The following is a 20975-nucleotide window of genomic DNA, read 5'->3' as shown; positions in this document are numbered from 1 at the left end:
GCCAACTGGCAGGCGCCGCGGTTCTCCTGGTGGTGGCATCCGGCGTCGCCCTGTGCATGGGGACGCCGTACGTCGCTCCACACCGGCTGCCCGCGGCGCTGAGCGGCAGCGGCATCGAGGGGGTGATCCTCACCGAACTGAGACTTCCGCGGCTGGTACTCGCGCTGGCGGCCGGCGCCTGTCTGGGTGCGGCGGGCCTCGTCCTCCAGGAGGCGCTGCGCAACCCGCTGGCCGTACCGGAGATGATCGGAGTGTCCTCGGGGGCCGCCCTCGGCGTCGCCGCGCCGCTCGTGCTGGCCCTGTCGGTGCCCGCGGCCGTGGTCCCGCTGCTCGCCCTGGGCGGAGCGGTGATCGGCGGCGTGCTCACCCTCGTGGCGGCGGGATTCGGGCGCAGTCCATCGGCCGTCCTTCTGACGGGAGCCGCCGTATCGGCCGCTCTGCAAGCCGGTCTGCTGGTCCTGATGGTGCTCGCCGATCAGCTGGATCTACAGCTGATCTACCGCTACCTGCTGGGCAGTTTGTCCGCCAGGACCTGGGACGATGTGACAGGGCTCTGGCCATGGCTGCTCGTCGCCGTCCCGGCGCTCGTGCTGTGTGCCCCGGTCCTCGGGGTGCTGCGCCTCGGGGACGACGACGCCCGCGCCATGGGAGTACGAGTGCGGCAGGCGCGGCTCGGGGCGCTGGCCATCGCCATTGTCCTGATCGCTCCGGTCGTCGCCGTCTGCGGGCCGGTCGCGTGGGTGGGGTTCCTCGCGCCGCAGCTCGCCCGACGGCTGCGGCCGGAGGCGGACGCGCTGACCTGGCTGCCCTGGTCGGCCGTGTGGGGGGCGCTGGTCGTCCTGTGCGCCGACCAGCCGGCCCGCTTGGCCCTCGCGCCGGTCGAGACGCCGGTCGGCGCGTGGACGGCGTTGCTCGGGGTGCCGGTGGGGGTCGCGCTGCTGCGGATGCGGCGGCCGGCCGGCGCTGTCTCGGGAGGTGGCCGATGAGCGCACCGGCCACCGCACGCGAACGTGCACGACGCCGGCCCTCCACGATCGGCACGGGAGCGAAGCTGTGGCTGCTGTTGGCACTCGTCGTCGTGGCCGTCTGCGCCCAGATGACCGTCGGCCGCAGCCTGGGCGCGGGTGAGGTGTGGGAGGTGCTGACCGGGGCGGGCGAGCCGACCGCGCGGCACATCGTTGTGCAACTGCGCATGCCGAGAGCGCTGGTCGCTCTCGGCGCCGGGGCGAGCCTGGGCCTTGCCGGGCTCCTCCTCCAGTCGGCGCTGCGCAACCCGTTGGCGGGCCCAGAGGTTACGGGTGTCACCCCGGGAGCGGTGCTCGGAGCGGTGACCGCGACCGGGCTGGGGCTGGCGGGCTGGGAATCCCCGACGGCAGTGGTCGTCGCCGCCTGCGTGGGCGGCTTCCTCGGAGCAGGGCTGCTGTGGCTGCTCGCCGGGCGTGAGAAGGGGGACCCCGAGCAGACCGCTGTCTACGGAGTGCTCGTGTCCGCCGTACTCGCCGGACTCACCGCGGTGGTGCTGCTCGTCGCACCCGGAGAGCTGGGCAGCGTGGTGCAGTGGCTGATCGGGTCCACCGAGGGGCGGGTGTGGCAGCACTGGTCGCTGCTGTGGCCGTGGGCTCTGGCATGGGCCGTCGCGGCCTGCTCCCTGGCGGCGCCGCTGACGTTGCTGAGCTGTGGTGACGAGCAGGCGAGCGCGGCGGGACTGGCGGTCGGACGGGCCCGCGGAGCGGCGCTCGTGTGCGCGGTCGCACTGACCGCGGGCGCCGTCTCGGCCGTGGGGGCGCTCGGCTTCGTGGGACTGCTGGTGCCTCATCTGGCGCTCGCGGTCTTCGGCGCCGATCTGCGGGTCACCCTCCCGGGAGCCGCGCTGATCGGCGCGCTCGTGGTGTGCGGGGCCGACGCGGCGGCGCAGTTGCTCTCCCGGCTGCTGGTGGAAGGGCTGGACGCCGGGCGGGTGACCGTACCGGTCGGGGCGCTGACGACCTGCGTGGGCGCCGTACTGCTCCTCGTCGTGGCACGCCGTCAGGGGGCCGGGCAGGGGTGAGCGGGCGACAGACGGGACTCCGACGGACGTTGTACTCAGGAGGAAAGATGACCGCCTCGCAGACCTCAGAGGCATCAGAGGCCGGACTGGCGCGAGCGGCCGGGAGTGCGGCTGCCGGTGCTGCCTCGCACAGGCCCGACGCGATAGCCGTTGAGGCAGTGAGCTTCGGCTATCCGGGACGGACCGTCCTGGCGGACGTGAACCTACGGGTCGAGGCAGGCGAACTGCTCGCTCTGATCGGCCTCAACGGTTGCGGAAAGAGCACGCTGCTGCGGCTCATGGCCGGGCTGCTGCGTCCTTCGGCCGGCCGGGTCGTACTGGACGGCGACGACCTCGCACGCCTTTCCCGGCGGGCCGCCGCACGCCGGGTCGCACTGCTGCACCAGTCGTCTCCCGGTGTCCCCGGCATGACGGTACGTCAGTTGGTGAAGCAGGGGCGGTACGCGGCCCGTGGGCCTCTGGGCATGCTCAGGGACGGCGACGACGACGTGTGCGCGCGGGCGCTCGCCGATGTGGGGGTGTCCGACTGGGCCGACCGCATGGTCGATTCCCTGTCCGGCGGCGAACGCCAGCGGGTGCGACTGGCGATGTCCCTGGCCCAGGACACCGGCGTACTGCTGCTGGACGAGCCCACCACGTATCTCGATCTGCGGCACCAACTCGAGGTGCTGCAAACCGTGGTGAGGCTCCGCGAGGAGCGTTCGCTGACCGTGGTGATGGTGTTGCACGACCTGGGCCACGCCGCGCGCTTCGCGGACCGCGTGGTCGCCCTGCGTGGGGGCCGGGTGGTGGCGGACGGCCCGCCCGGCCGCATCGTCACCCCTGAGCTGCTCGCCGACGTACTGGGCGTCGCCGGCCGGGTGGGCAGGGACCCGGAGGGTGGCTGGCCGGTGTGTTACCCAGATCACCCTCTGCCCGCCGAGGAGCTATTGCAAAACGATAATCATATTCACTAGTGTCTGTGGTGCGGCGCCGACAGGCGTCCGCGGTTTCCCAAGCGAATGGAGACTTCCCATGGAGCACAACAAGGTGTTCAGCCCGATCGCCGAGCAGGGCCAGCTGGCGCACCTGTCGGCGACCCACTCCAACGCCCTCGTCGAGAACCCCTTCGACAACGACGCGGCCGACGTCGCCGACGTCACCGTCGACGACAACAAGTAGAAGCAAGGGAGCGGGCCCGCCCAGCACTTGGGCGGGCCCGCTCCTCCCTTCGCAGCGCCGCAGCCGCAGCCTCTTACCTCAGGAGCCTCCTTGTGACCGTCAGCCGACTCGCACCTGGCGTCGAGATCGTCGCCGTGCCCGGACTGGGCGTGGCCGTACGGACGCAGGACGGTGAATTCCTGCGCGTCGACACCGGGGAGGTGGCGGCCGAGGACCTGATCGGCAGGTTCGAGGGAGGTCCGCAGGGCACTCCGGCACTGGAGAACCTGGTGCAGGCCTTCGAGAGCGCCGGCTATGCGGGGAGCGACGACGAACGGCCACTGGAAGGACGGACCGTCTTCCTCCTCGGCGAGGCGACCCTCACCGGGAGGCTGGCGCGGCGGATCGCCGCCGAAGGCGCTGACGTCAAGCACATCGGGCCCGACGAGGTCGCCGCGATGTCCGAGAAGGGGCCGCGGCAGGACGTAACGGCAGCAGTGGTGTGGTGCCTCGACTCGCCCGTGCCCGACGGGCTGTGGGAGGTCGCGGACCGGCTGCCCGAGCGGGGCATCGGCTGGCTGCGCTGCCACCGTGAAGGGTTCCAGGCGTGGATAGAACCACTCGCCGCAGCACCCGGTGACGTCACGTCCGCGGACGTGCGCCTGCGGCGGCTCGCCGCCACCGCCGCGCACCGTGAACTCGCCGCCTACTGGGCGGGAAGCCGGTCGCCGGAGAGCGGCGGGACGGGCGGCGAAGCGTCGGCCGCACTGATCGTGGAGCTGCTCACCGCCGACCTCGTCGCCTGGGCCGGCGGCCGGCACAAGGCCGGTCGTGTGCCGGTACGCCGCCGCCTGCGCCGCGTCGATCTGCGCGACTTGACGGTCACCGAGCACCTCGTACTGCCCGTACCGGCGGTGGCCCCGCTGCACCGGCCCGGTACGCCCGCCACGGCGGGTGCACGGGGCGCGGCCCGATGAGCGGCATATCCGGCGCCGGCGCGGTCGTCGGCGTACCGACAGGGAGGACGCTCTCACCTTCGCGAAGAGAGGGCGACGCTCCCTGCCCCGTACAGGAGACGCCGGTTGGCATGTCCGACGGCGTCCGGCTGGTGGCGGACCTGTGCCTTCCCCCTGAAGCGTTCGGCGACGGGCCGTTCCCCGCCGTCCTCATCCGCACGCCGTACGATCGCCGCCACCACCGCGCCGAGCTGCGCGCCTGGGCGGCGCTGGGCTTCGCCGCGATGGCGCAGGACGTACGCGGCCGGCACGCATCGGACGGGCAGTGGCACCCGTACCGGAACGAAGAGGGAGACGGCGCGGCGACGGTGCGCTGGATGCGCAGTCAGGCCTGGTGCGCCGGGAAGGTCGTCGCTTACGGGAGCTCCTACGGCGCGTACTGCGCACTGACTGCCGGGCTGGGCGAACCGGCGGACGGCCGCCCGGACGCCCTCATCGCCGCGGTGCCCGCGCTCGGAGCCGCCGAAACGGCGCGCGAGGCGAGCGGACCGGAGCGTCTGCTGGCCCGGGCGGGCTGGTGGGCCGCGCACGGCGACCGCAGGACGTCCGACGAGGACGCTCTGGAAAAGGCCCTCGCCAGGGACCCGCGCCTTCTTGACCACCTTCCCGTGAGCGATTTCCCGCGCAGGCTCCGGCGCGCGCTGCCGTCCTGGTCAGGCTTGTGGCAGCAGGCGAGGGGCAGCGGCATCGCCGCGCGCGGCGCGGCGGCCGGCATACCTCTGCTCGCGGTCGGCGGAAGTCGAGACCCCTTCCGCGACGACACCGTCGAGCTGTGGCGGCAATGGGGCGGCCCCGCCCGGCTCCTGATGGGGCCGTGGGGGCACGCGCTGACGGCATCACCGGGAGCCGAAGCCCGCCGAGAACACCGGCTGAATCTGGGTGCGCTCTACGCCCGCTGGGCGCGAGCAGCGCTCAACGGCGAGCTGGCGGAGGGCCGCCGTGGAGCGGCCGCGCTCGGAGGCAGCGGATGGTGGGCCTCCATGGCTGATGTCCCGGAGCCCACGGTGTACCCCTTCGGCACCGGCCTGCGCCTGGTCGGCGGAGCAGGCTTCGAAGCGGACCCCGAACGGCCGCTGCGCTCCGACCACTTGAACGTCCCGGCCACCGGCGCCGCCGACCGGTGCCTGCTCGTCACCGCGCCGCTGCCCCGGCCGCTGGACCTCCTCGGCCGGGCGGAGGTCTCGCTGACGGCCGTGGCGGACACGCCCTGCGCCGACTGGCTCGTACGCGTCGTCGCCCTTGACCCGCGGGGGTTCGCCGATCCCCTGGCGACCGGAATCGTACGGCGTACGGACCCCAGGAACGAGGCCGCCCGGATGTCGGTGCCCCTCGGATTCGTTTCCCGGCGCCTGGCCGCCGGAACGCGCCTGCGCGTCGAAGTCGGCGGACACCACTTTCCCGCGCACGCGCGTAATCCGCACTCCGGTGAGGATCCGGTCACCGCGACCCGGCTGCACCCGTCACGCCGGTCCGTACTGCTCGAAGGCAGCGCTCTGGTACTGCCCGTTGTCCCCACCCGGCACCGCGTCGCGCGTGTCGACCCCGCACAGGAGATCTGCCGTTGACCAGCAACAGCGTGCCCGCAGGCCTCGTGCCGATCGATGAACTCGTGGACCCCGTGTGCGGGCTGATCCGGGGAGTGGAACCGGTCGAGCACCCCACCGGAGCACCACCGCGCTACACCGCGATGACGGCCGAAGTGGCCGATGCCCGCCGCTTCGGGGCCTGGCCGGCCGACCGCGTCTCGCTCGGGACGACGTTCGGCGACCCGCAGGGCGCCCGAGTCGCCGCCATCGCCGAGGCCATGGAGCGCTACTGCGGCAACCGGCTGCCCCCGCCGGGACACCCGGACGCTCCCAGGCTTGCCACAGCGCGCCAACTCCACGACGAGGGAGTGCGGTTGTACGGGCCGGACGAGCTGCCCCGTTACGCGTCCTGGCAGTACGACCGCCCAGGGTTCCCCTACCGGCAGTTCGACCAGGACACACCCGCCCTGTGGACCCGCGGGAACGAAGGTGCGGCGGAATGCTGGGCTCCGGTCGCACTGACCCACCTCAACTGGCGGCAGGGGGAGCTACGTTCCCTTCCTCGTACGCATCACCTGAACTACGCGGGTATCGCCACCGGTCAGGGCTTCGACGACGCCGTGGAGCGCGGGCTGCTGGAGGTCGTCGAGCGTGACGCGCTGGAGCTGTGGTGGCACCTCGACGGGCCGACACGAGGCATCGATCCCGCCAGCGTGCCGGGGCTGACGGCCGACCTCGACGGCTGCGAACTGGACGTCTGGATCGTCGAGATGCCGTCGGAATTCGCGCCCTGCATGGCCGCCCTGGTCTACGACCCGCAGCGCCGGATCTACGCCGCGGGCTTCGCCTGCCGCTACGACCCGGCGGAGGCCGCCCGCAAGGCCGTATTGGAAGCCGTCCACACCTGGGTGTTCACTCAGGGCGCGGTCGACCGCGACGGCTGGGTCTTCCGGGCGGTCGACGCGGGGATGTTCGCACCTGGCCTGTACTTGGAGCACCGGGCCGACCGGCGCTATCTGGACGACTGCGGCACCGACTTCGCCGCGGTACGCGACCTCGGCGCGCATGTGCAGGTGTGGCTCGACGAACGCGTCACCCCGCTGGCGGCCCGCTTCGCCGACCCGGCCGGCGGAGTCGTGGGAATCGGCGAGGTCGAGCCAGGAAGCCGCGGCGCCCTCGACGCCCGGCTCGCGGCCGGTGGGCACCGAGTCGTCACCTTCGACCTGACGACCGAAGACGTCACCGCGACCCCGCTCAGGGTGGCGCGCGTGCTCGTGTCCGGCCTCATACCCAACGCCCCGGCGGCGTTCGGCTACTTCGGCAGTCCGCGGTTCGCCGAGGCGGCACTGTCCCGGGGTTGGCGGTCGGTGCCGCCGCTCACACCGCAGGACTTCACGCTCACACCGCCGCCGCACATGTAAGGGGAAACGACGTGACATCACCCATGTCCTCGCCCCCCAGGACGGACGGCGCGGCCCGTACCTCGCTCGCCACGGCACGATCCGGCGCGGCGCCAGGGCCGGACACCCCCGCCGGCAGGGCTGCCGCCGTGTGGACCTCGCCGCCGCAGCCCCTGACCGCCGGGACGGCGCCGGACCTCGATCACCTGCTGCGGTATTCACTCGCCGCCCTCGAAGGAGCGAACGGGCGGCTGCGGCCGGCCCCTTCGGCGGGCGCGCTGCACCCCGTCAACGCCCATCTCCTGGTGGGCGGCGCGGGCGCGTTGCCCGCCGGGCGCTACGCCTACGACGCGCTGACTCACCGGGCCCACCGGCGCGGCCCCGCGCCCGGTGATCCACCCGACGGCACGCTGGTCGTCCTTACGGTCAGCGCCCGGCGCACTGTCTCGCACTACGGGCACCGTGCCCTGCCCCTGCTGCTTCTGGACACCGGCCACGCCGCCGCGGCGCTGGCACAGGCCGGGGCGGCGCAGGTGTGCCTGGACGCGGACGGCGCCCTGCTGGCAGCGGCTGCGGGACTGCCCGACCCCGGCCACTGGCGGCAGACTTGGCCCGGAACAGAACCACAGCATGCCCTCGCCGCAGTAGCCCTCGGTCCGGCGGCCGGTCGTGCCGAGCACGCCCTCACGCGCTGGGCGGCGTGCGGCCTGGGACAGCCGCCGCAGGCGGAACCCGCGGCCGCCGAAGTCCCTCCCGTACTGACCCGGACATGGCACGCCCTTGAGGACATGACTACGGTCGCGGCCGGGCCGGGGGAGTGGACGCCGACGGCAGAGCGCGTGTCCGCCAGGACGCTGATGTCCCGGCGCAGCGCACCGCCGCCGCTGAGGGGTGCGCCCGCGCGGGAAGATGTCGCCCGCGTCCTGGCCCGTGCGGCAGGGGCCTCACTGTCCGGCGGGCCGCGGTGGTGTGTAGCCGTCGGCGGCGCGCGCCCCGCGTTGTTCGAACTCGCCCGGGACGGGGGAGAAGGCCGGGCACCGGAACACGGACGAGGTCCCGCTCTTCGGCTGCTCGCGTCCGGCGACGCCCGGCCGACGCTCGCGGCCTGGGCCGCCGGCCAGGCGTGGATCGCCGAAGCCGGAGCCGTACTGCTCGCCTACGGCTGTCCTCCGGACGCGGACGCGGGACGTATCCGCCGCGATCACCTGACAGCGGGATACGCCGTCGGCCTGGCGCAGTGCGCCGCGGCGGAACTCGGGCTGGTGTCGCGCCCGGTGGGCTCCTGGCAGCAGGCAGACCTCGGCGCCGCACTGGGCGGTGCGCACGGCCGGGACTGGATCGTGCACGGACTTGTCATGGGAAGAGATGATCACCAGTGATGCTTCACCCGGAGCTGACGCGAGCCGCCGGTGCGGCACGCGGCGCGCTGCTCGGTGCGACGGCCCTGCTCGGCGCGGTGGCCCTGACCCACCTGGCCCAGGCCGTGCTGCTCGCTGTCGCTCTCTCCGCGATCGCCCGCGGTGACACCCGTCAACTCCCCGTCCTGCTCGGTGCGGTGCTCGCAGCCGTCGCCGCCCGCGCGGGGCTGAGCTGGTGGCAGCGGCGTACGGCCGTGTCAGCCGGTTCACGGGTACGGGTGCGACTGCGCGACGCGCTGCTGGAACGACTCGGGCAACTGGGCCCGGCTCACCTCAACGGCGCCCGCGCCGGGGCCGTCCGCGCCACGCTCGTCGACGGTGTCGAAGGCGTGGACGCCTATGTCTCCCGCTACCTGCCGCAGCTTCTGGTCACCTGCGTCGTGCCCCCGCTGCTGCTGATCGCCGTCGCCGTCATCGAGCCGTACGCCCTCCTCGCCCTCGTCCCGGCCCTCCTCCTCGCGCTCCTCGCACCCCGCTGGTGGGACCGGCTCCTGGAGGACCGTGGCCGCGAGCACTGGGACAGTTACGAGAACCTGGCCGCCGACTACCTCGAAGCCCTGCAGGGCATGCCCGCCCTGCGCGCTGCCGGGGCGGTCGGACGTACCCGCGAACGTCTGGAACGACGGTCCTCCGCCCTGCACCGGGCCACCGTGGCGAAGCTCCGTGTCTCCCTCGTCGACACCGGGCTCACCGATTTCGCGATCCAGGGCGGCACCGCGGCCGCCGCTCTGGTGGCCTGCGCTTCGGCTGTTTCCGGGAACGCGACGGCAACCAGCACGTATCTGCTGCTGATGCTGTCCTCGGAATGCTTCCGCCCCGTGCGCGACCTCTCCAGGGAGTGGCACGCGGGATACCTGGGGGTCTCGGCGGCGGACGGCATCGCGGCCCTGCGCACTGCACAGGGCGGCGTACCGGACGAAGGACAGCAACGGGCGGACTGGGACGGGCCGCCCGCCATCTCCTTCGACGACGTGACGTTCCACCATCCGGGCGCGGAACGGCCCGCGCTGGACGGGGTCACCTTCACCGCGCCGGCCGGCGCCACGACAGCCGTGGTGGGGCCCTCCGGAGCCGGCAAGTCGACGCTCCTGTCCCTGCTGTTGCGCCACAGCGACCCACAGCGCGGCAGGGTCCTCACCAACGGAACGCCGACGGCGCGCTACACCCTCGACTCGCTGCGCCGCGGGATCGCCGTCGTCTCCCAGGAGACGTACCTCTTCCACGCGTCCGTCGCGGACAACCTCCGGCTGGCCCGCGCCGACGCCACCGACGACGAACTGCGCCACGCCGCCCGCTCCGCCGGAATCCACGACGAGATAGCCGGCATGCCGGACGGATACCAGACCGTGGTGGGGGAGCGCGGCGCCACCTTGTCCGGCGGCCAGCGGCAGCGACTGGCCCTCGCCCGGGCTCTGCTCGCCGACGCGCCCGTACTGGTCCTCGACGAGGCGACCAGCGCGGTGGACGAGCGCGGAGAGGCCCGGATCGGCGCGGCACTGGCCCGGGCCGCCCGCGGACGCACCTGCATCGTCGTCGCCCACCGCCTGGACTCCGTACGTAACGCGGACCGGATCGTCGTGCTCGACGGCGGCCGGGTGCAGGCCGTCGGCGATCACACCACCCTCATGGCCGACGGGGGACTCTACGCCGCACTGGTCGAGGCCGGACGAACGAAGGAAGCAGGACGAGCGGCATGAACGCCTTCGACACGGCGGAGCGCGGGTCCCTGCGGGGACTGCTGCCCGCCCTCGGACCGCACCGGAGCATGGTGGCGCGCACCTGCGTGGCCGCACTCGTCGACCAGGCCGCGCTCGTCGCCCTGGTGACGCTCGCCGCCCATACCGTGGGCGCCGCTGTCATCGAACGCACGCCGCCCTCCGGCGCCGTGGTGGCGGCACTGATCGCACTCGTCCTCGTCCGGGCCCTGGCCACCTGGCGCGAGATGGACCTCTCACACGATCTCGCGTACCGGGTCCTCGCCGAGTTGCGTGTACGGGTCTTCGACGGCCTCGCGCGCAGTGCGCCGGCCCGCATCGGGGGCCGGCGGAGCGGCGATCTGGCAGCGACAGCCATGGGTGACGTCGAGGCCCTGGAGTTCTTCTACGCCCACGCCATAGCCCAACTCATGGCCTCCGCTGTGGTGTTCGGTGGCGGAACAGTGACTCTGGCCGTCATCGAACCGCGGATGCTGGTCGCCGTGTTCCCCGTCGCGGTGCTGCTCGTCCTCGCACCGCTCCTGGAAGGCAGGGGAAGGACCGTACGGGGAGCCCGGACGCGTACGGCCGCCGCCGAACTGTCCGCCGAAGCCGTACAGACGGTCGACGGCCTGCGTGAACTGCTCGCCTTCGGCGCCCTGCGACGCAGGCGCGCACGGCTCGCGTCGGCGGGCGCGGACCTGGCCGACGCCCAGCGCGCGGAGCAGTCCTGGGAGGCGGCCGCGGCCGCGATGCGCGACGCGCTGGTGGTCGCCGCGGTGGCCGGGGTCGTCGCGATCGCGGCGCACGCGGTCGCCGCCGGGCGGCTCGACGGACCGTGGGCCCCGGCCGCCATGGCGTTGGCACTGAGCACCCTCGCGCCGGCCGCCGACGCGGCGGCGGCGCTCGGGCAGGCGGGTGGACTCCGCTCGGCGGCCGCCCGGGTCGGAGCGGCGATCAAGGCTGCGGCCGGCGCGCCGGAGGCCGTCTCGCCGCGAGCCGTCCCCGCCGGCCCCTTGGGCGTACGGCTGCGTGAAGTCCGTTTCGACTACGGCGGCTCACCTGTTCTCGACGGGATCGACCTCACCGTGCGAGCGGGAGAGACCGTGGCGCTCGTGGGAGCCTCCGGGGCGGGCAAGTCCACCTGCGCCCACCTGCTCGCGCGCTTCTGGGACCCGTCCGCAGGGGCTGTCGAGCTCCTGCCGGCCGACGGTTCCGGTCCTGTGGACCTGCGCGACCTGGCCGAACCGGAACTGCGCCGCGCCTTGGCCGTGGTCGGTCAGGAGACACCCCTCTTCCACGGCACCCTGGCGGACAACCTGCGCCTCGGTTCACCGGAGGCGACCGACAGCGAGGTCGCCGCAGTGGCCCGCAGCTGCGGCATCGACCGCTTCGTCACGAGCCTGGACGCACATGTGGGCGAGCGCGGTACGACGCTGTCCGGCGGGCAGCGCGCCCGCATCTCACTCGCCCGGGCGCTGCTGGCCAATCCGCGCGTACTGGTCCTCGACGAGACGACAGCTCACCTCGACACGGCCGGCGACGCCGAACTCGCCGCAGCCCTCACGGCCGCCTCCGCCACGCGTACCACCCTCTGGATCGCTCACCGGCCGGCCACGATCCGCCGGGCCGACCGCATAGCGGTTCTGGAGTCGGGACGCATCGTCGAGGAAGGAACGTGGAGTCAGCTCGCCGCCCGGAAAGGCCCTTTCACCAGGGTGGTGGCGCCGGAGCCGGGAACGCCCGTCGGGCGGACATGCCACTAGCAGTTCATCGGCGTACGGACGCCAGTGTGACCGGTCGCCCAATCGGTGGTTCTCGTCGCGTCGCCGGCTCCGTCCCGGCAGGCTGCCTGTGAGGGCGGTGCCGGCAGATCATCCAGCCGGGCCCCCGGGAATTGCCGCTGGTCGGCGGCTTGTTGGGGGGAGACGGCGTGACGAACGGTGCTGGACGCGGGCGTGGTACGCGGGAGAGCGACGCGATGCTGCTGGTCGCGGGGATCGCCGACATGGCGGTCAGCGGCCTGAGCACCGTCGTGGGCGGACTGCGCGGCCTGATGCGTCGCGCGGACATGGCCGAGCTGGCCGCAGAGGGACAGCAGGAGATCAAGGCTCGTGGGCGTCTGGCCCTGGACCGGTTCACAGCCTCTTCTCCGGCGCATCTCGAGGTGCTGGCCCAGCAGGTGAAGGCCCACCGTGGGCCGGCCGGTGTCTGACGGCAACGGCATGGAGCACGCCGCTTTCAAGAACCGCGTGGACCTCGTCCTGCAGCGCTTCGCCAGGGAGGAAGTCGACCATCTGCTGGCGATTGACGACGGTCTGGGGCCCGTGGCCGAGCAACTTCAGCTGGCCACCTCCCACGGAAAGCGTCTGCGCGCAGCGTTCTGCTACTGGGGATGGCGGGCAGTCGGGCAGCCCGACAGCGACGCCCTGATCCGAGCGGCCGCCGCGATCGAACTCGTGCACGCGGCAGCCGTCGTCCACGACGACCTGATCGACGGGAGTTCCCTCCGGCACCGCCTGCCCACCGCCCACGTGGCCCTGCGTACCGCTGTGGGCGACAGTCCGCACCCCGGGGCCGCGGCCCGGTCCCTGGCCATGCTCGTGGGTGATCTGCTGATGTCGTGGGCCGGGCAGCTGTTCACCACCAGCGGTCTGCCGGCGGCGTACCTCTCCCGGGCACGCCCGTTGTGGGCAGTGCTGGCACGGGAACTGGTCGCGGGGGAATGTCTGGAGATCCTGCGCACCGGTGGCCGCCCGGACACCGCCACTTCGCTGAAGGTGATCCGCTACAAGACCGCCAAGTACACCGTCGAGCACCCTCTGCACATCGGCGGCGCCCTGGCCGGAGCCTCCCAGGACTTGCAGGAGGTCTTCACCGACTACGGACTGCCGCTCGGTGAGGCGTTCCAGCTGCGCGACGACCTGCTGGGGCTGTTCGGCGATCCCGGCCGTACGGGAAAAGGGAACGCGGACGACATCGCTGCCCACCGGCCCACCGCGCTGCTGGCCCTGACCTGGCAGGACGCCACCGAAGTTGAACGCGAGGAGCTGGGACGGCTGCTGGGGCGTCGCGACCTCGACGAGGAATCGGTGCTGCGAGTACAGGAAATCATGCACCGCACCCGGGCCCCGGCTCGCATCGAGAGCCTGATCACCGATCGGGTCCGGGCTGCCACCGGCGTCCTCGACCAGACACCCCTGCCCGCGGAGGCCGCCCGCGCGCTGGCAGATCTGGCACAGACGGCCACCGCCCGCCGTCACTGACAGGGCGTTCGAGCCCGCCGGCTTCCCCCCTGACCCACCAGGAGCTGTGATGACTTACACCGAAGCATCGATGGACGCGCTGCGGTCGGCCGGCGACGAGCTGGCCGACGCGACCGTCGCGACACTGTTCGAACGGGGAGAGGTCGGCAAGTTCAACACCCTCATGCGCTACTTCTCCACCACGGGCCAGGACCTGCCCGAGGGACTGCCGGAAGTGGCCCGCGAGTACTTGCACGCCACCAGCACCCCACCGGCGTGGGTCGACTGGGGCGAGATGGAAAAGGCAAGGCTCTTCTTCATCGACAACAACGTGCACATCTCCACCGCCCTGTCCTTCGCCTCCATGCCCGCCTGTTACGTCGTGCCCCACGTCGCCAGACTCCTGTCGGCCACCCATTCACTCAAGTACCCCTCCAAGCGGATGGCCGAGACCGGGCAGTTCACCGTCTACCTCATGCGGCCCGACGCCTTCGAAGCCGGCAGCCGCTTCATCCCGGCCGCCCAGAAAGTCCGGCTGCTTCATGCCTCCATCCGCCATCACCTGCGCCGCGAAGGCCGCTGGGACACCGAGAACCTCGGCACACCGATCTGTCAGGAGGACATGATCGGCGGCCAGATGATGTTCTCCATCCAGGTGCTGGACGCCCTGCACCGGCTCGGCATCCACATGAGCACCGAGGGCGCCGACTCCTACTACTACGCCTGGCGGGTCGTGGGCGCGATGCTGGGCGTCGACCAGAACCACGTCCCGGTGGACCTTCAGCAGGCCCGCCGGTTCTCGGACCTCTACATGACCCGGCACATGGGGCCTTCCGAGGAAGGCGCCCACCTGACCCGCCAGCTCATCGACCTCTACGAAGAAGTGGTCCCCGGCACGTTCTTCGATCCCGTCGTCGGTGCTCTCATCCGCTATCTCATCGGCGACACCTGCGCCGACTGGCTTCAAGTACCCCGCACCCCATGGGACACGGCCGTCAAGGCCGCCCCAGCCCTCCTCGGCGTTCTCGAGACGATCGAGGACCGCTCGCCCCTCGGAGCCTGGGCGCTCGACCGGCTGGGCCACTTCACGACTCTCTTCGAACTCAGTTCGCTCACCCGCGGCCGCGTCATGCACTACGCCATCCCGGAACAGCTCAAGAAGGACTACGGCATCTCCTCGACCGTCCCTCCCACCAAGCGCTGGACCCCGCCCGCCCCTACTACTCCGTTCTGAAAGGACGCGCTCCCCTGTGGGGCTCCGGGGCGCGGTCGCCACGATCGGCCATGGCGCGGCGATACCGCGCCAGGTCGAAGTCCTCAGCGGTCATGCCAGCTCCAGCACGAGCTTGCCGACGTTCTCGCCGCGGAAGAGCATCTGCAGCGTCTCGGGGAAGTCGTCCACCGTCCCCTTCACCACATGCTCCTTTACCTTGAGCCGGCCGTCGCCGATCCAGCCGGCGATCTCCTGTGCGGCCTGCGCGTAGCGCTTCGCGTAGTCGAAGACCACGAAGCCCTCCATGCGGGCACGGCGCACGAGCAGGGACAGGTAATTCGACGGGCCCGTGACCGGTGTCGCGTTGTTGTACTGGCTGATCGCGCCGCAGACCACCACGCGAGCGTGCAGGGCCAGCCGGGTGAGGGCGGCGTCGAGGATGTCCCCTCCGACGTTGTCGAAGTAGACGTCGATGCCGTCGGGGGTGTGCTCGCGCAGCGCACGCTTGACGTCGCCGGCCCGGTAGTCGATCGCCGCGTCGAATCCCAGCTCGTCGGTGAGCAGCGCGCACTTCTCGGGCCCTCCGGCGATGCCGATGACGCGGCAGCCCTTCACCTTGGCGATCTGGCCGACCATGGTGCCGACCGCACCCGCCGCGCCGGAGACGACGACGGTCTCACCGTCCTTGAGAGCACCGACGTCCAGCAGCCCGAAGTACGCGGTCATGCCGGGCATGCCGAGTGCGCCGAGGTACGTCGAGGGCGGCGCGAGCGAGGTGTCGATCTTCACGGCGCCCTTGCCGTCGGACACGACGTGCTCCTGGACGCCGAACGTGCCCACGACGTGATCGCCGGGCTGGAAGCCGGGGTGGTTGGAGGCGGTCACCTCGATGACCGAACCCGCACGCATCACCTCGCCGAGCCCGACGGGCGGGAGATAGGAGGGGCGGTCGTCGAGCCAGCCGCGCATCGCGGGGTCCAGCGATATGACGCGCGTCCTGCCCGCGAACTGGCCGGGGCCGGGAGCTTCGGCGGGTGCGGAGACGTGTTCCCAGTCCTCGGGTTTGACGTCACCCGCGGGGCGGGCTGCCAGACGGATCTGACGGTGGGTCGCAGACATGAAGCCTCCTGTCGTCCATGAACCCTCCAACCATACCGACCAGTAGGTATGTCTGTGACTGTGAGGTGCGCCACATCCACGGGCCTGACGCCCCGTCAGTGTCCAGCGCGCAATGGGGGTTCGGGAGAATTGGGATGGGCATGTCAATCCCATCGCGTGCCCAACTCAGCGGTCGATCAGGAGGACGCAGTGAAGACGAGCTCGCGGATGCGCAAAGTACCGCTCATCCTTGCCGGCGCCATCGCACTGGTCATCGCCTTCCCGGGCAGCGCTCTCGCCGACCCTCCCAAGGCCCTGCCCGCCAACGCGGACGGACTGGAGCAGACGTTTCAACCCGCCTACGACTACGACACGGACGGCTGCTACCCCACGCCCGCCATAGGCCCCGACGGGACTGTCAATGGTGGCCTCAAGCCGTCCGGCGCCCTCAACGGCCAGTGCCGTGACTCAGGGGACCTTGACAACACCAATGGATACGCGCGGTCCAAGTGCAACAACGGCTGGTGCGCGATCATGTACGGCCTCTATTTCGAGAAGGACCAGGCCGTGGTCGGCAGCGGGCTCGGCGGTCACCGGCACGACTGGGAGCATGTCGTGGTCTGGGTGCAGGACAACCAAGCCCGGTACGTTTCCACTTCCGCTCACGGCAACTTCAACATCTACACGCGCGACCAGATCCGGTGGGACGGGACGCACCCCAAAGTCGTTTACCACAAGGACGGCGCGAGCACGCACTGCTTCCGCCCCGCCAACCCCAACGATGAACCACCGGAGAACCACCACCACGGCTGGCAGTTTCCCAGCCTGGTCGGCTGGAACGGCTACCCCGCGGGCCTTCGCGACAAGCTGAGCCAGGCCAATTTTGGAAGTGCCGTCTTCGGCCTCAAGGACGGCAATTTCAACTACCACCTCGAAAAGGCCAAGCCGGCCGGCATTTCCTTCGCCCCCCACGACGCTCTTGCGGCCTATTCCGTGTCGCCGTAGGCCGCCCATCGTCCGATGACGAAGCCACCGCCGTCCTGGCGGACCTCTACGACATCCGCCCCGGCGAAGTGCGCTCGTTGGGGGTGGGGGACGCGGTGCTGTTGCCGCACGGCACGGGCCATGTGATTGCCGACTCGCCCGCCGACGCGGTGGCCGTGGAGCGGGCGGTGCCGTTCGACGGGTGGGCCGAGGGGCAAGGGGCGGGCCGGCCCCGAGCCGCCTCCGGGGCGGTGGAGATGCTGTGCGGCAAGTACAGGCTCGACCACAGTCGCGTACACCCGCTCATGGCGGAACTGCCCAACCTCGTCCACCTGTCGAATCGCGCGGGCAGCCGCCCCGAACTGCGCGCCGCCACCGGCTGGCCGCCGAGGCGGGCGTCTCCCGTCCCACCCTGGCCCGCCGTTTCACGGCCCTGGTCGGCCGGCCTCCGATGGCATACCTGACCTGGTGGCGCCTGACACTCGCTGCCACCTTGCTCCGGGACACCCTGGACCCACTTGCCACCATCGCCCGCCGTGTCGGCTACGGCACGCCGTACGCTCTGTCGCACGCCTTCAGCCGGGAGTTCGGGACTACACCGGGGCGGTACCGGGCGGCGGCTCCAGGGGCAGAGCCGACCCCGTGATGGTGCTCAGTGGCGGGGCGCGGCACGCGTCGAGGAGCCCTGGTGCCGTATGGCACCAGGGCTCCGAGGATTTGCAGCACCATCTGCCGGCCTACTGCGGTGCCGGCCTTCTGTTTCCGCACCGTCTCCGGCGGGAGGGAGGCGTGTGCGGGGATCGCGGATGCGTGACCGTGGGACCACCTTCCGTTCCGGGGCCTGCGGTACCCGGGCTGACTACGTCCTCGCCCGGGCGATCCTGAACTGCGGATGCTGCGTACTGCCGGCGGCCCTTGTGGCCGCCCGGCCCGGCAGTCAGCGAGGGGACCCCGACATACTCCGGCCCCGCCACTCCACTGCCGTGCCACAACCTCATGTGGTCCTGCGTGCGCGGCAGTTCGTCTCTGCCGCGCCTTCTTGCTGTCTTGGTTACGAGGAAGACACTAAGCCCCAGAGGCCCGCATGTCTACTTCCGCCATGACAGATTTTCTACTGGCGGGAATGGTGGGGTCCTGTCGTCCGTGCTGCCGGGAAAGCCGGCTGGCACATGCCTCCGCCGCCCCGCTCGTGATTGGCGGGCTGAGGCGGCTTGGGAGAGGCTGGAAGCACGGCCGAGGAGGACAGCATGGCGGGCGGTGCGCGGGGCGTCGAGGAGATGCTGGTCGGCCTGCTGAAAGCAAGCCATCTGATGCCGCTGGAGGAGTTGCCCACCAAGGTCGCGGAGTACGCGCCGGCCGCGGGCCTTCTGGCTGTGGACGCGTACGTGTGCGATCTTCAGGAGAGTGTGCTGCGCCGGGTGACGGGCGAGGGCCTGGGCGCCGACGAGGGTGACGGCGAAAGCGAGTTCAAGATCGACGGCACCTTGCCGGGGCGGGCGTTCCAGCACGGTGAGGTATTGCCGACGATGCGGAAGGCGCGAGCGGGGGAGTACCAGTGGTGGGTGCCCTTCCTCGACGGCACCGAGCGCCTGGGTGTGCTGCGGGTGACCACCGCAGCCGACGATGATCAGACGCACACCGCCATGCAGAGCCTGGCTGCGCTGATGGCGCTGATCGTGGTGAGCAAGCGCGAGAACAGCGATTCCCACGCCCGTCTGGTGCGCACCGCCGCGATGAACGTGGCGGCGGAGATGCAGTGGCACCTGATGCCGCCGCGGTCCTACGCCGATGCCCGGGTGATGATCGCCGGAGCGATGGAGCCGGCCTACCAGGTGGCGGGGGACGCCTTCGATTTCGCGCTCGCCGGTGAGGTCGTTCACCTGGCGATCTTCGACGCGATGGGTCACGACACCGCCGCCGGGGTCACCGCGAACCTCGCCGTGGCCGCCTGCCGCAACTATCGCCGCCAGGGAGCCCGACTGGACAGGACGGGGGAAGCCATCGAGCGGGTGCTGACCGAACAGTTCGCCCACAGGGTTCGGTACGTAACCGCGATCCTGGCGGATCTGGACACCCGCACCGGAAAGCTGTCATGGGTCAACCACGGGCATCACCCGCCGGTGATCATCCGAGGCCATCGCTGGACCTCCACCGTGCACTGCCCGCCCGCGTACCCGCTGGGCGTCGAGCTGGGACTGGAAGCGACGCTCTGCCGCGAACAGCTTCAGCCCGGCGACCGGCTCGTCCTCTATACGGACGGCATCACCGAAGCGCGCAGTCCGGGCGGTGAGGAATTCGGTCTGGACCGCTTCCTCGACTTTCTCATCCGCCAGCATGCCGATGGCCTGCCCGTCCCGGAAACACTGCGCCGCCTGCGGCACCGCATCCTGGACTATCACGGTGGCAACCTGGGCGACGACGCCACCGTGCTCATCCTCGAATGGCACGGCCCCACTCCCTATCCCCGCAGGGAGGTCGAGGCGCTGGTCGGGCTCCCCGACCAGTGACCGGCCGCAGTGTGACCTGGGTCATTGGTACACAGTGCGACATATGCCCACCATGGGGGACGATCCCATTTCCCCATCGGGGTATGCCGACAGCGAAGAGTGTCCCTATGAGTAAGCAGCATGTACACGTGCGCCTCAACCAAGGCATCGCGGTCTCGGAAGAGGGAGAACTGGTCGAGCAGTCCCGCTGCCGGTGCGGAGAGTCCTGGACCAAGACCTATCAGGTCGAGGACCCGGAGACCGACTGACTGAGGAAGCGGTCCCCGGGCCCGCGAACCAGCGGGTGACCCGCTATGCCTTGTCGCCGCTGTCCCGGCGGTGACCGCCGATCGCGATCTTGCGGCGCTTTTCCCTCTGCTGCCTTCGGGATGCGGACGGTGAGGATGCCGTCCGTGAGATCGGCGTCGATGTTCTCGCTGTCCGCTCCGCCCGGCAGGCTGGTGCGGTACAAAAACTTTCCGGTCCGGCGGCTCAGCACCTTGCCGCGCTGTTCCTCGCTCAGTTCGCCCGCGTCGGCCATCGGCAGCCACTCGCATGGGCAAAGCCATGGCCATCTCCCAACGCTGCTGTGTGAAACCAAATGTCCTGCGTTGTCGCCAGGGCGGGTAACCAGCACCAGGGCAGTCGAAACGGATTTCCGCGGCTTCCGAGCCGCAGGAATACACCTCCCGAGAACCCTTGAAAATGCTCCTTCGGGGTTCTATGAACATTGCTGTAGGGGCTTGTGAGGCCAGAGGGAGGCACAGGCTGTGGCGGTGCGCGGGCAGCGGAACCCATACGCGGTGCTCGGCGTGGAGCCGACGGCATCGGCCGTGCAGATCACGAGCGCCTTCCGGAAGCTGGTCCGGACCCTGCATCCGGACTCCCAGCCGGAGCAGCCGTCGGCGCGGCGCCAGGAGCGGCTGGACGAGGTGGTTGCCGCCTATGCCACGCTTCGTGACCCGCGTCGGCGGGCGGAATACGACGCGAAGCGCACTCGTGCTGTGGCAGCCCGGCGTGCGAGGGAACCGCGAGCGGCACGGGTGGGCGTTCGGCCGGCCAATGGTTATGCCGTGGTGTCCCTCGGCGTCCGGCTGCGCCCGCCCGTTCCGAGCGCGCCCTTGCGGGCAGGCCCCGTCCGGATAGAGCCGTTCCTGGGAAGGTAGTCACCCTGCGAAAACCAACGAAGCGTTACCCCATTGCGGGCCACTGTGGGACTCTCGTAGCAATACGTAGCGGCACGGGCACTGTTCGGGTAACTTCGCTGCCATAGCAGTCGTGGTTCCGAAGCCTGTTCGCCCGTGATCGCGATCACGGGCGTTTGTGTTCTTCAGAGTTTTCATGGGCCCGGCGACCAGCTCCGGGTGCCGTGACGTGCGGTATCCGACCCCTTTCATTCCAGGAGGCCGTTATGGCTACGGGCACCGTGAAGTGGTTCAACAGCGAGAAGGGCTTTGGTTTCATCGAGCAGGACGGGGGCGGCCCTGACGTCTTCGCCCATTACTCGAACATCGCCGCCCAGGGATTCCGTGAGCTTCAGGAGGGGCAGCGGGTTTCCTTCGATGTCACCCAAGGCCAGAAGGGCCCGCAGGCGGAAAACATCGTCCCTGAGTAAAGGGTCCGCCTGCCGAGCTCGGTAAGACGGCAGCCGCCGGGCTGCCGCCCTCATGGGTGGCAGCCCGGCGGCTGCTGGGCCATCTGTACGGGT

General features: G+C 71.0%; 20 protein-coding genes and 1 pseudogene. 19 read left to right on the top strand and 2 right to left on the bottom strand.

Features of this window, described 5'->3' with window-relative positions:
* The first annotated feature begins 56 nt into the window (after window positions 1-56).
* The 13 genes from J7E96_RS14425 to J7E96_RS14365 all read left to right on the top strand — a co-directional run bounded on the left by J7E96_RS14425 (window position 57) and on the right by J7E96_RS14365 (window position 14720).
* Window positions 57-986 carry an iron ABC transporter permease gene (locus J7E96_RS14425; protein WP_251069912.1) on the top strand — a complete coding sequence of 310 codons (930 nt, stop codon included), beginning with the start codon at window positions 57-59 and terminating at the stop codon, window positions 984-986.
* Window positions 983-2047, top strand: coding sequence for an iron ABC transporter permease (locus J7E96_RS14420; protein ID WP_215131167.1), 1065 nt, complete (start codon window positions 983-985; stop codon window positions 2045-2047). The genes J7E96_RS14425 and J7E96_RS14420 overlap by 4 nt, the downstream gene beginning before the upstream one ends.
* 47 nt (window positions 2048-2094) lie before the next feature.
* Window positions 2095-3003: an ABC transporter ATP-binding protein gene (locus J7E96_RS14415; RefSeq protein ID WP_215131165.1), complete on the top strand. Its 909-nt coding sequence runs from the start codon at window positions 2095-2097 to the stop codon at window positions 3001-3003.
* Window positions 3004-3061: 58 nt separating this feature from the next.
* Window positions 3062-3208 carry a streptamidine family RiPP gene (gene amiA, locus J7E96_RS14410; protein ID WP_215131164.1) on the top strand — a complete coding sequence of 49 codons (147 nt, stop codon included), beginning with the start codon at window positions 3062-3064 and terminating at the stop codon, window positions 3206-3208.
* A gap of 92 nt (window positions 3209-3300) precedes the next feature.
* Complete coding sequence (locus tag J7E96_RS14405; RefSeq protein ID WP_215131163.1) at window positions 3301-4164, top strand: hypothetical protein; 864 nt, start codon at window positions 3301-3303, stop codon at window positions 4162-4164.
* 110 nt (window positions 4165-4274) lie between these two features.
* Window positions 4275-5768 carry a CocE/NonD family hydrolase gene (locus J7E96_RS14400; protein ID WP_215131162.1) on the top strand — a complete coding sequence of 498 codons (1494 nt, stop codon included), beginning with the start codon at window positions 4275-4277 and terminating at the stop codon, window positions 5766-5768.
* The gene (locus tag J7E96_RS14395; RefSeq protein WP_374196677.1) at window positions 5759-7150 is read left to right on the top strand and encodes a YcaO-like family protein; all 1392 of its coding nucleotides are present in this window, start codon (window positions 5759-5761) and stop codon (window positions 7148-7150) included. Before J7E96_RS14400 ends, J7E96_RS14395 begins: the two co-directional genes overlap by 10 nt.
* Before the next feature lie 11 nt (window positions 7151-7161).
* Window positions 7162-8508 carry a hypothetical protein gene (locus J7E96_RS14390; RefSeq protein ID WP_215131159.1) on the top strand — a complete coding sequence of 449 codons (1347 nt, stop codon included), beginning with the start codon at window positions 7162-7164 and terminating at the stop codon, window positions 8506-8508.
* Window positions 8505-10244, top strand: a complete 1740-nt coding sequence (locus J7E96_RS14385) for an ABC transporter ATP-binding protein/permease (RefSeq protein ID WP_215131157.1) — start codon at window positions 8505-8507, stop codon at window positions 10242-10244. Before J7E96_RS14390 ends, J7E96_RS14385 begins: the two co-directional genes overlap by 4 nt.
* Entirely contained in the window at window positions 10241-12007 is a 1767-nt protein-coding gene (locus J7E96_RS14380; protein WP_215131155.1) for an ABC transporter ATP-binding protein, read from the top strand. The genes J7E96_RS14385 and J7E96_RS14380 overlap by 4 nt, the downstream gene beginning before the upstream one ends.
* Before the next feature lie 167 nt (window positions 12008-12174).
* Window positions 12175-12456, top strand: coding sequence for a polyprenyl synthetase (locus J7E96_RS14375; RefSeq protein WP_308295954.1), 282 nt, complete (start codon window positions 12175-12177; stop codon window positions 12454-12456).
* Window positions 12457-12466: 10 nt separating this feature from the next.
* Window positions 12467-13507, top strand: coding sequence for a polyprenyl synthetase family protein (locus J7E96_RS14370; protein ID WP_215131391.1), 1041 nt, complete (start codon window positions 12467-12469; stop codon window positions 13505-13507).
* Between the two features lie 49 nt (window positions 13508-13556).
* Window positions 13557-14720: an oxygenase MpaB family protein gene (locus tag J7E96_RS14365; protein ID WP_215131153.1), complete on the top strand. Its 1164-nt coding sequence runs from the start codon at window positions 13557-13559 to the stop codon at window positions 14718-14720.
* 90 nt (window positions 14721-14810) lie between these two features.
* Here J7E96_RS14365 and J7E96_RS14360 read toward each other — a convergent pair whose 3' ends face one another.
* On the bottom strand, window positions 14811-15818 hold the full coding sequence (locus tag J7E96_RS14360) for an NADP-dependent oxidoreductase (protein ID WP_215131151.1): 1008 nt from the start codon (window positions 15816-15818) through the stop codon (window positions 14811-14813).
* A 189-nt stretch (window positions 15819-16007) separates the two neighbouring features.
* Between J7E96_RS14360 and J7E96_RS14355 the strand changes: the two genes are divergently transcribed.
* From J7E96_RS14355 to J7E96_RS14340, 4 genes and pseudogenes are all read left to right on the top strand, one after another.
* Window positions 16008-16802 carry an NPP1 family protein gene (locus J7E96_RS14355; protein WP_215131150.1) on the top strand — a complete coding sequence of 265 codons (795 nt, stop codon included), beginning with the start codon at window positions 16008-16010 and terminating at the stop codon, window positions 16800-16802.
* A 74-nt stretch (window positions 16803-16876) separates the two neighbouring features.
* A pseudogene (locus J7E96_RS14350) lies at window positions 16877-17427 on the top strand (AraC family transcriptional regulator); the annotation flags it as partial.
* Window positions 17428-18028: 601 nt separating this feature from the next.
* Complete coding sequence (locus J7E96_RS14345; protein ID WP_251069860.1) at window positions 18029-19288, top strand: PP2C family protein-serine/threonine phosphatase; 1260 nt, start codon at window positions 18029-18031, stop codon at window positions 19286-19288.
* 107 nt (window positions 19289-19395) lie between these two features.
* Window positions 19396-19536: a hypothetical protein gene (locus J7E96_RS14340; RefSeq protein ID WP_215131149.1), complete on the top strand. Its 141-nt coding sequence runs from the start codon at window positions 19396-19398 to the stop codon at window positions 19534-19536.
* Here the strand turns inward: J7E96_RS14340 and J7E96_RS14335 are convergent.
* A complete protein-coding gene (locus J7E96_RS14335) occupies window positions 19509-19808 on the bottom strand; it encodes an Hsp20/alpha crystallin family protein (RefSeq protein WP_215131148.1) in 300 nt (99 codons plus the stop codon). The genes J7E96_RS14340 and J7E96_RS14335 overlap by 28 nt on opposite strands.
* Window positions 19809-20037: 229 nt before the next feature.
* Between J7E96_RS14335 and J7E96_RS14330 the strand changes: the two genes are divergently transcribed.
* Window positions 20038-20433, top strand: coding sequence for a J domain-containing protein (locus J7E96_RS14330; RefSeq protein ID WP_215131147.1), 396 nt, complete (start codon window positions 20038-20040; stop codon window positions 20431-20433).
* Between the two features lie 245 nt (window positions 20434-20678).
* Window positions 20679-20882, top strand: coding sequence for a cold-shock protein (locus tag J7E96_RS14325; RefSeq protein ID WP_093797454.1), 204 nt, complete (start codon window positions 20679-20681; stop codon window positions 20880-20882).
* The last annotated feature ends 93 nt before the right edge of the window (window positions 20883-20975 follow it).

It is taken from the genome of Streptomyces sp. ISL-96, assembly GCF_018614035.1.
Lineage (GTDB): Bacteria > Actinomycetota > Actinomycetes > Streptomycetales > Streptomycetaceae > Streptomyces.
Note: the sequence above shows the minus strand (reverse complement) of the source record. Positions and strands in the feature narration are given on the sequence as shown.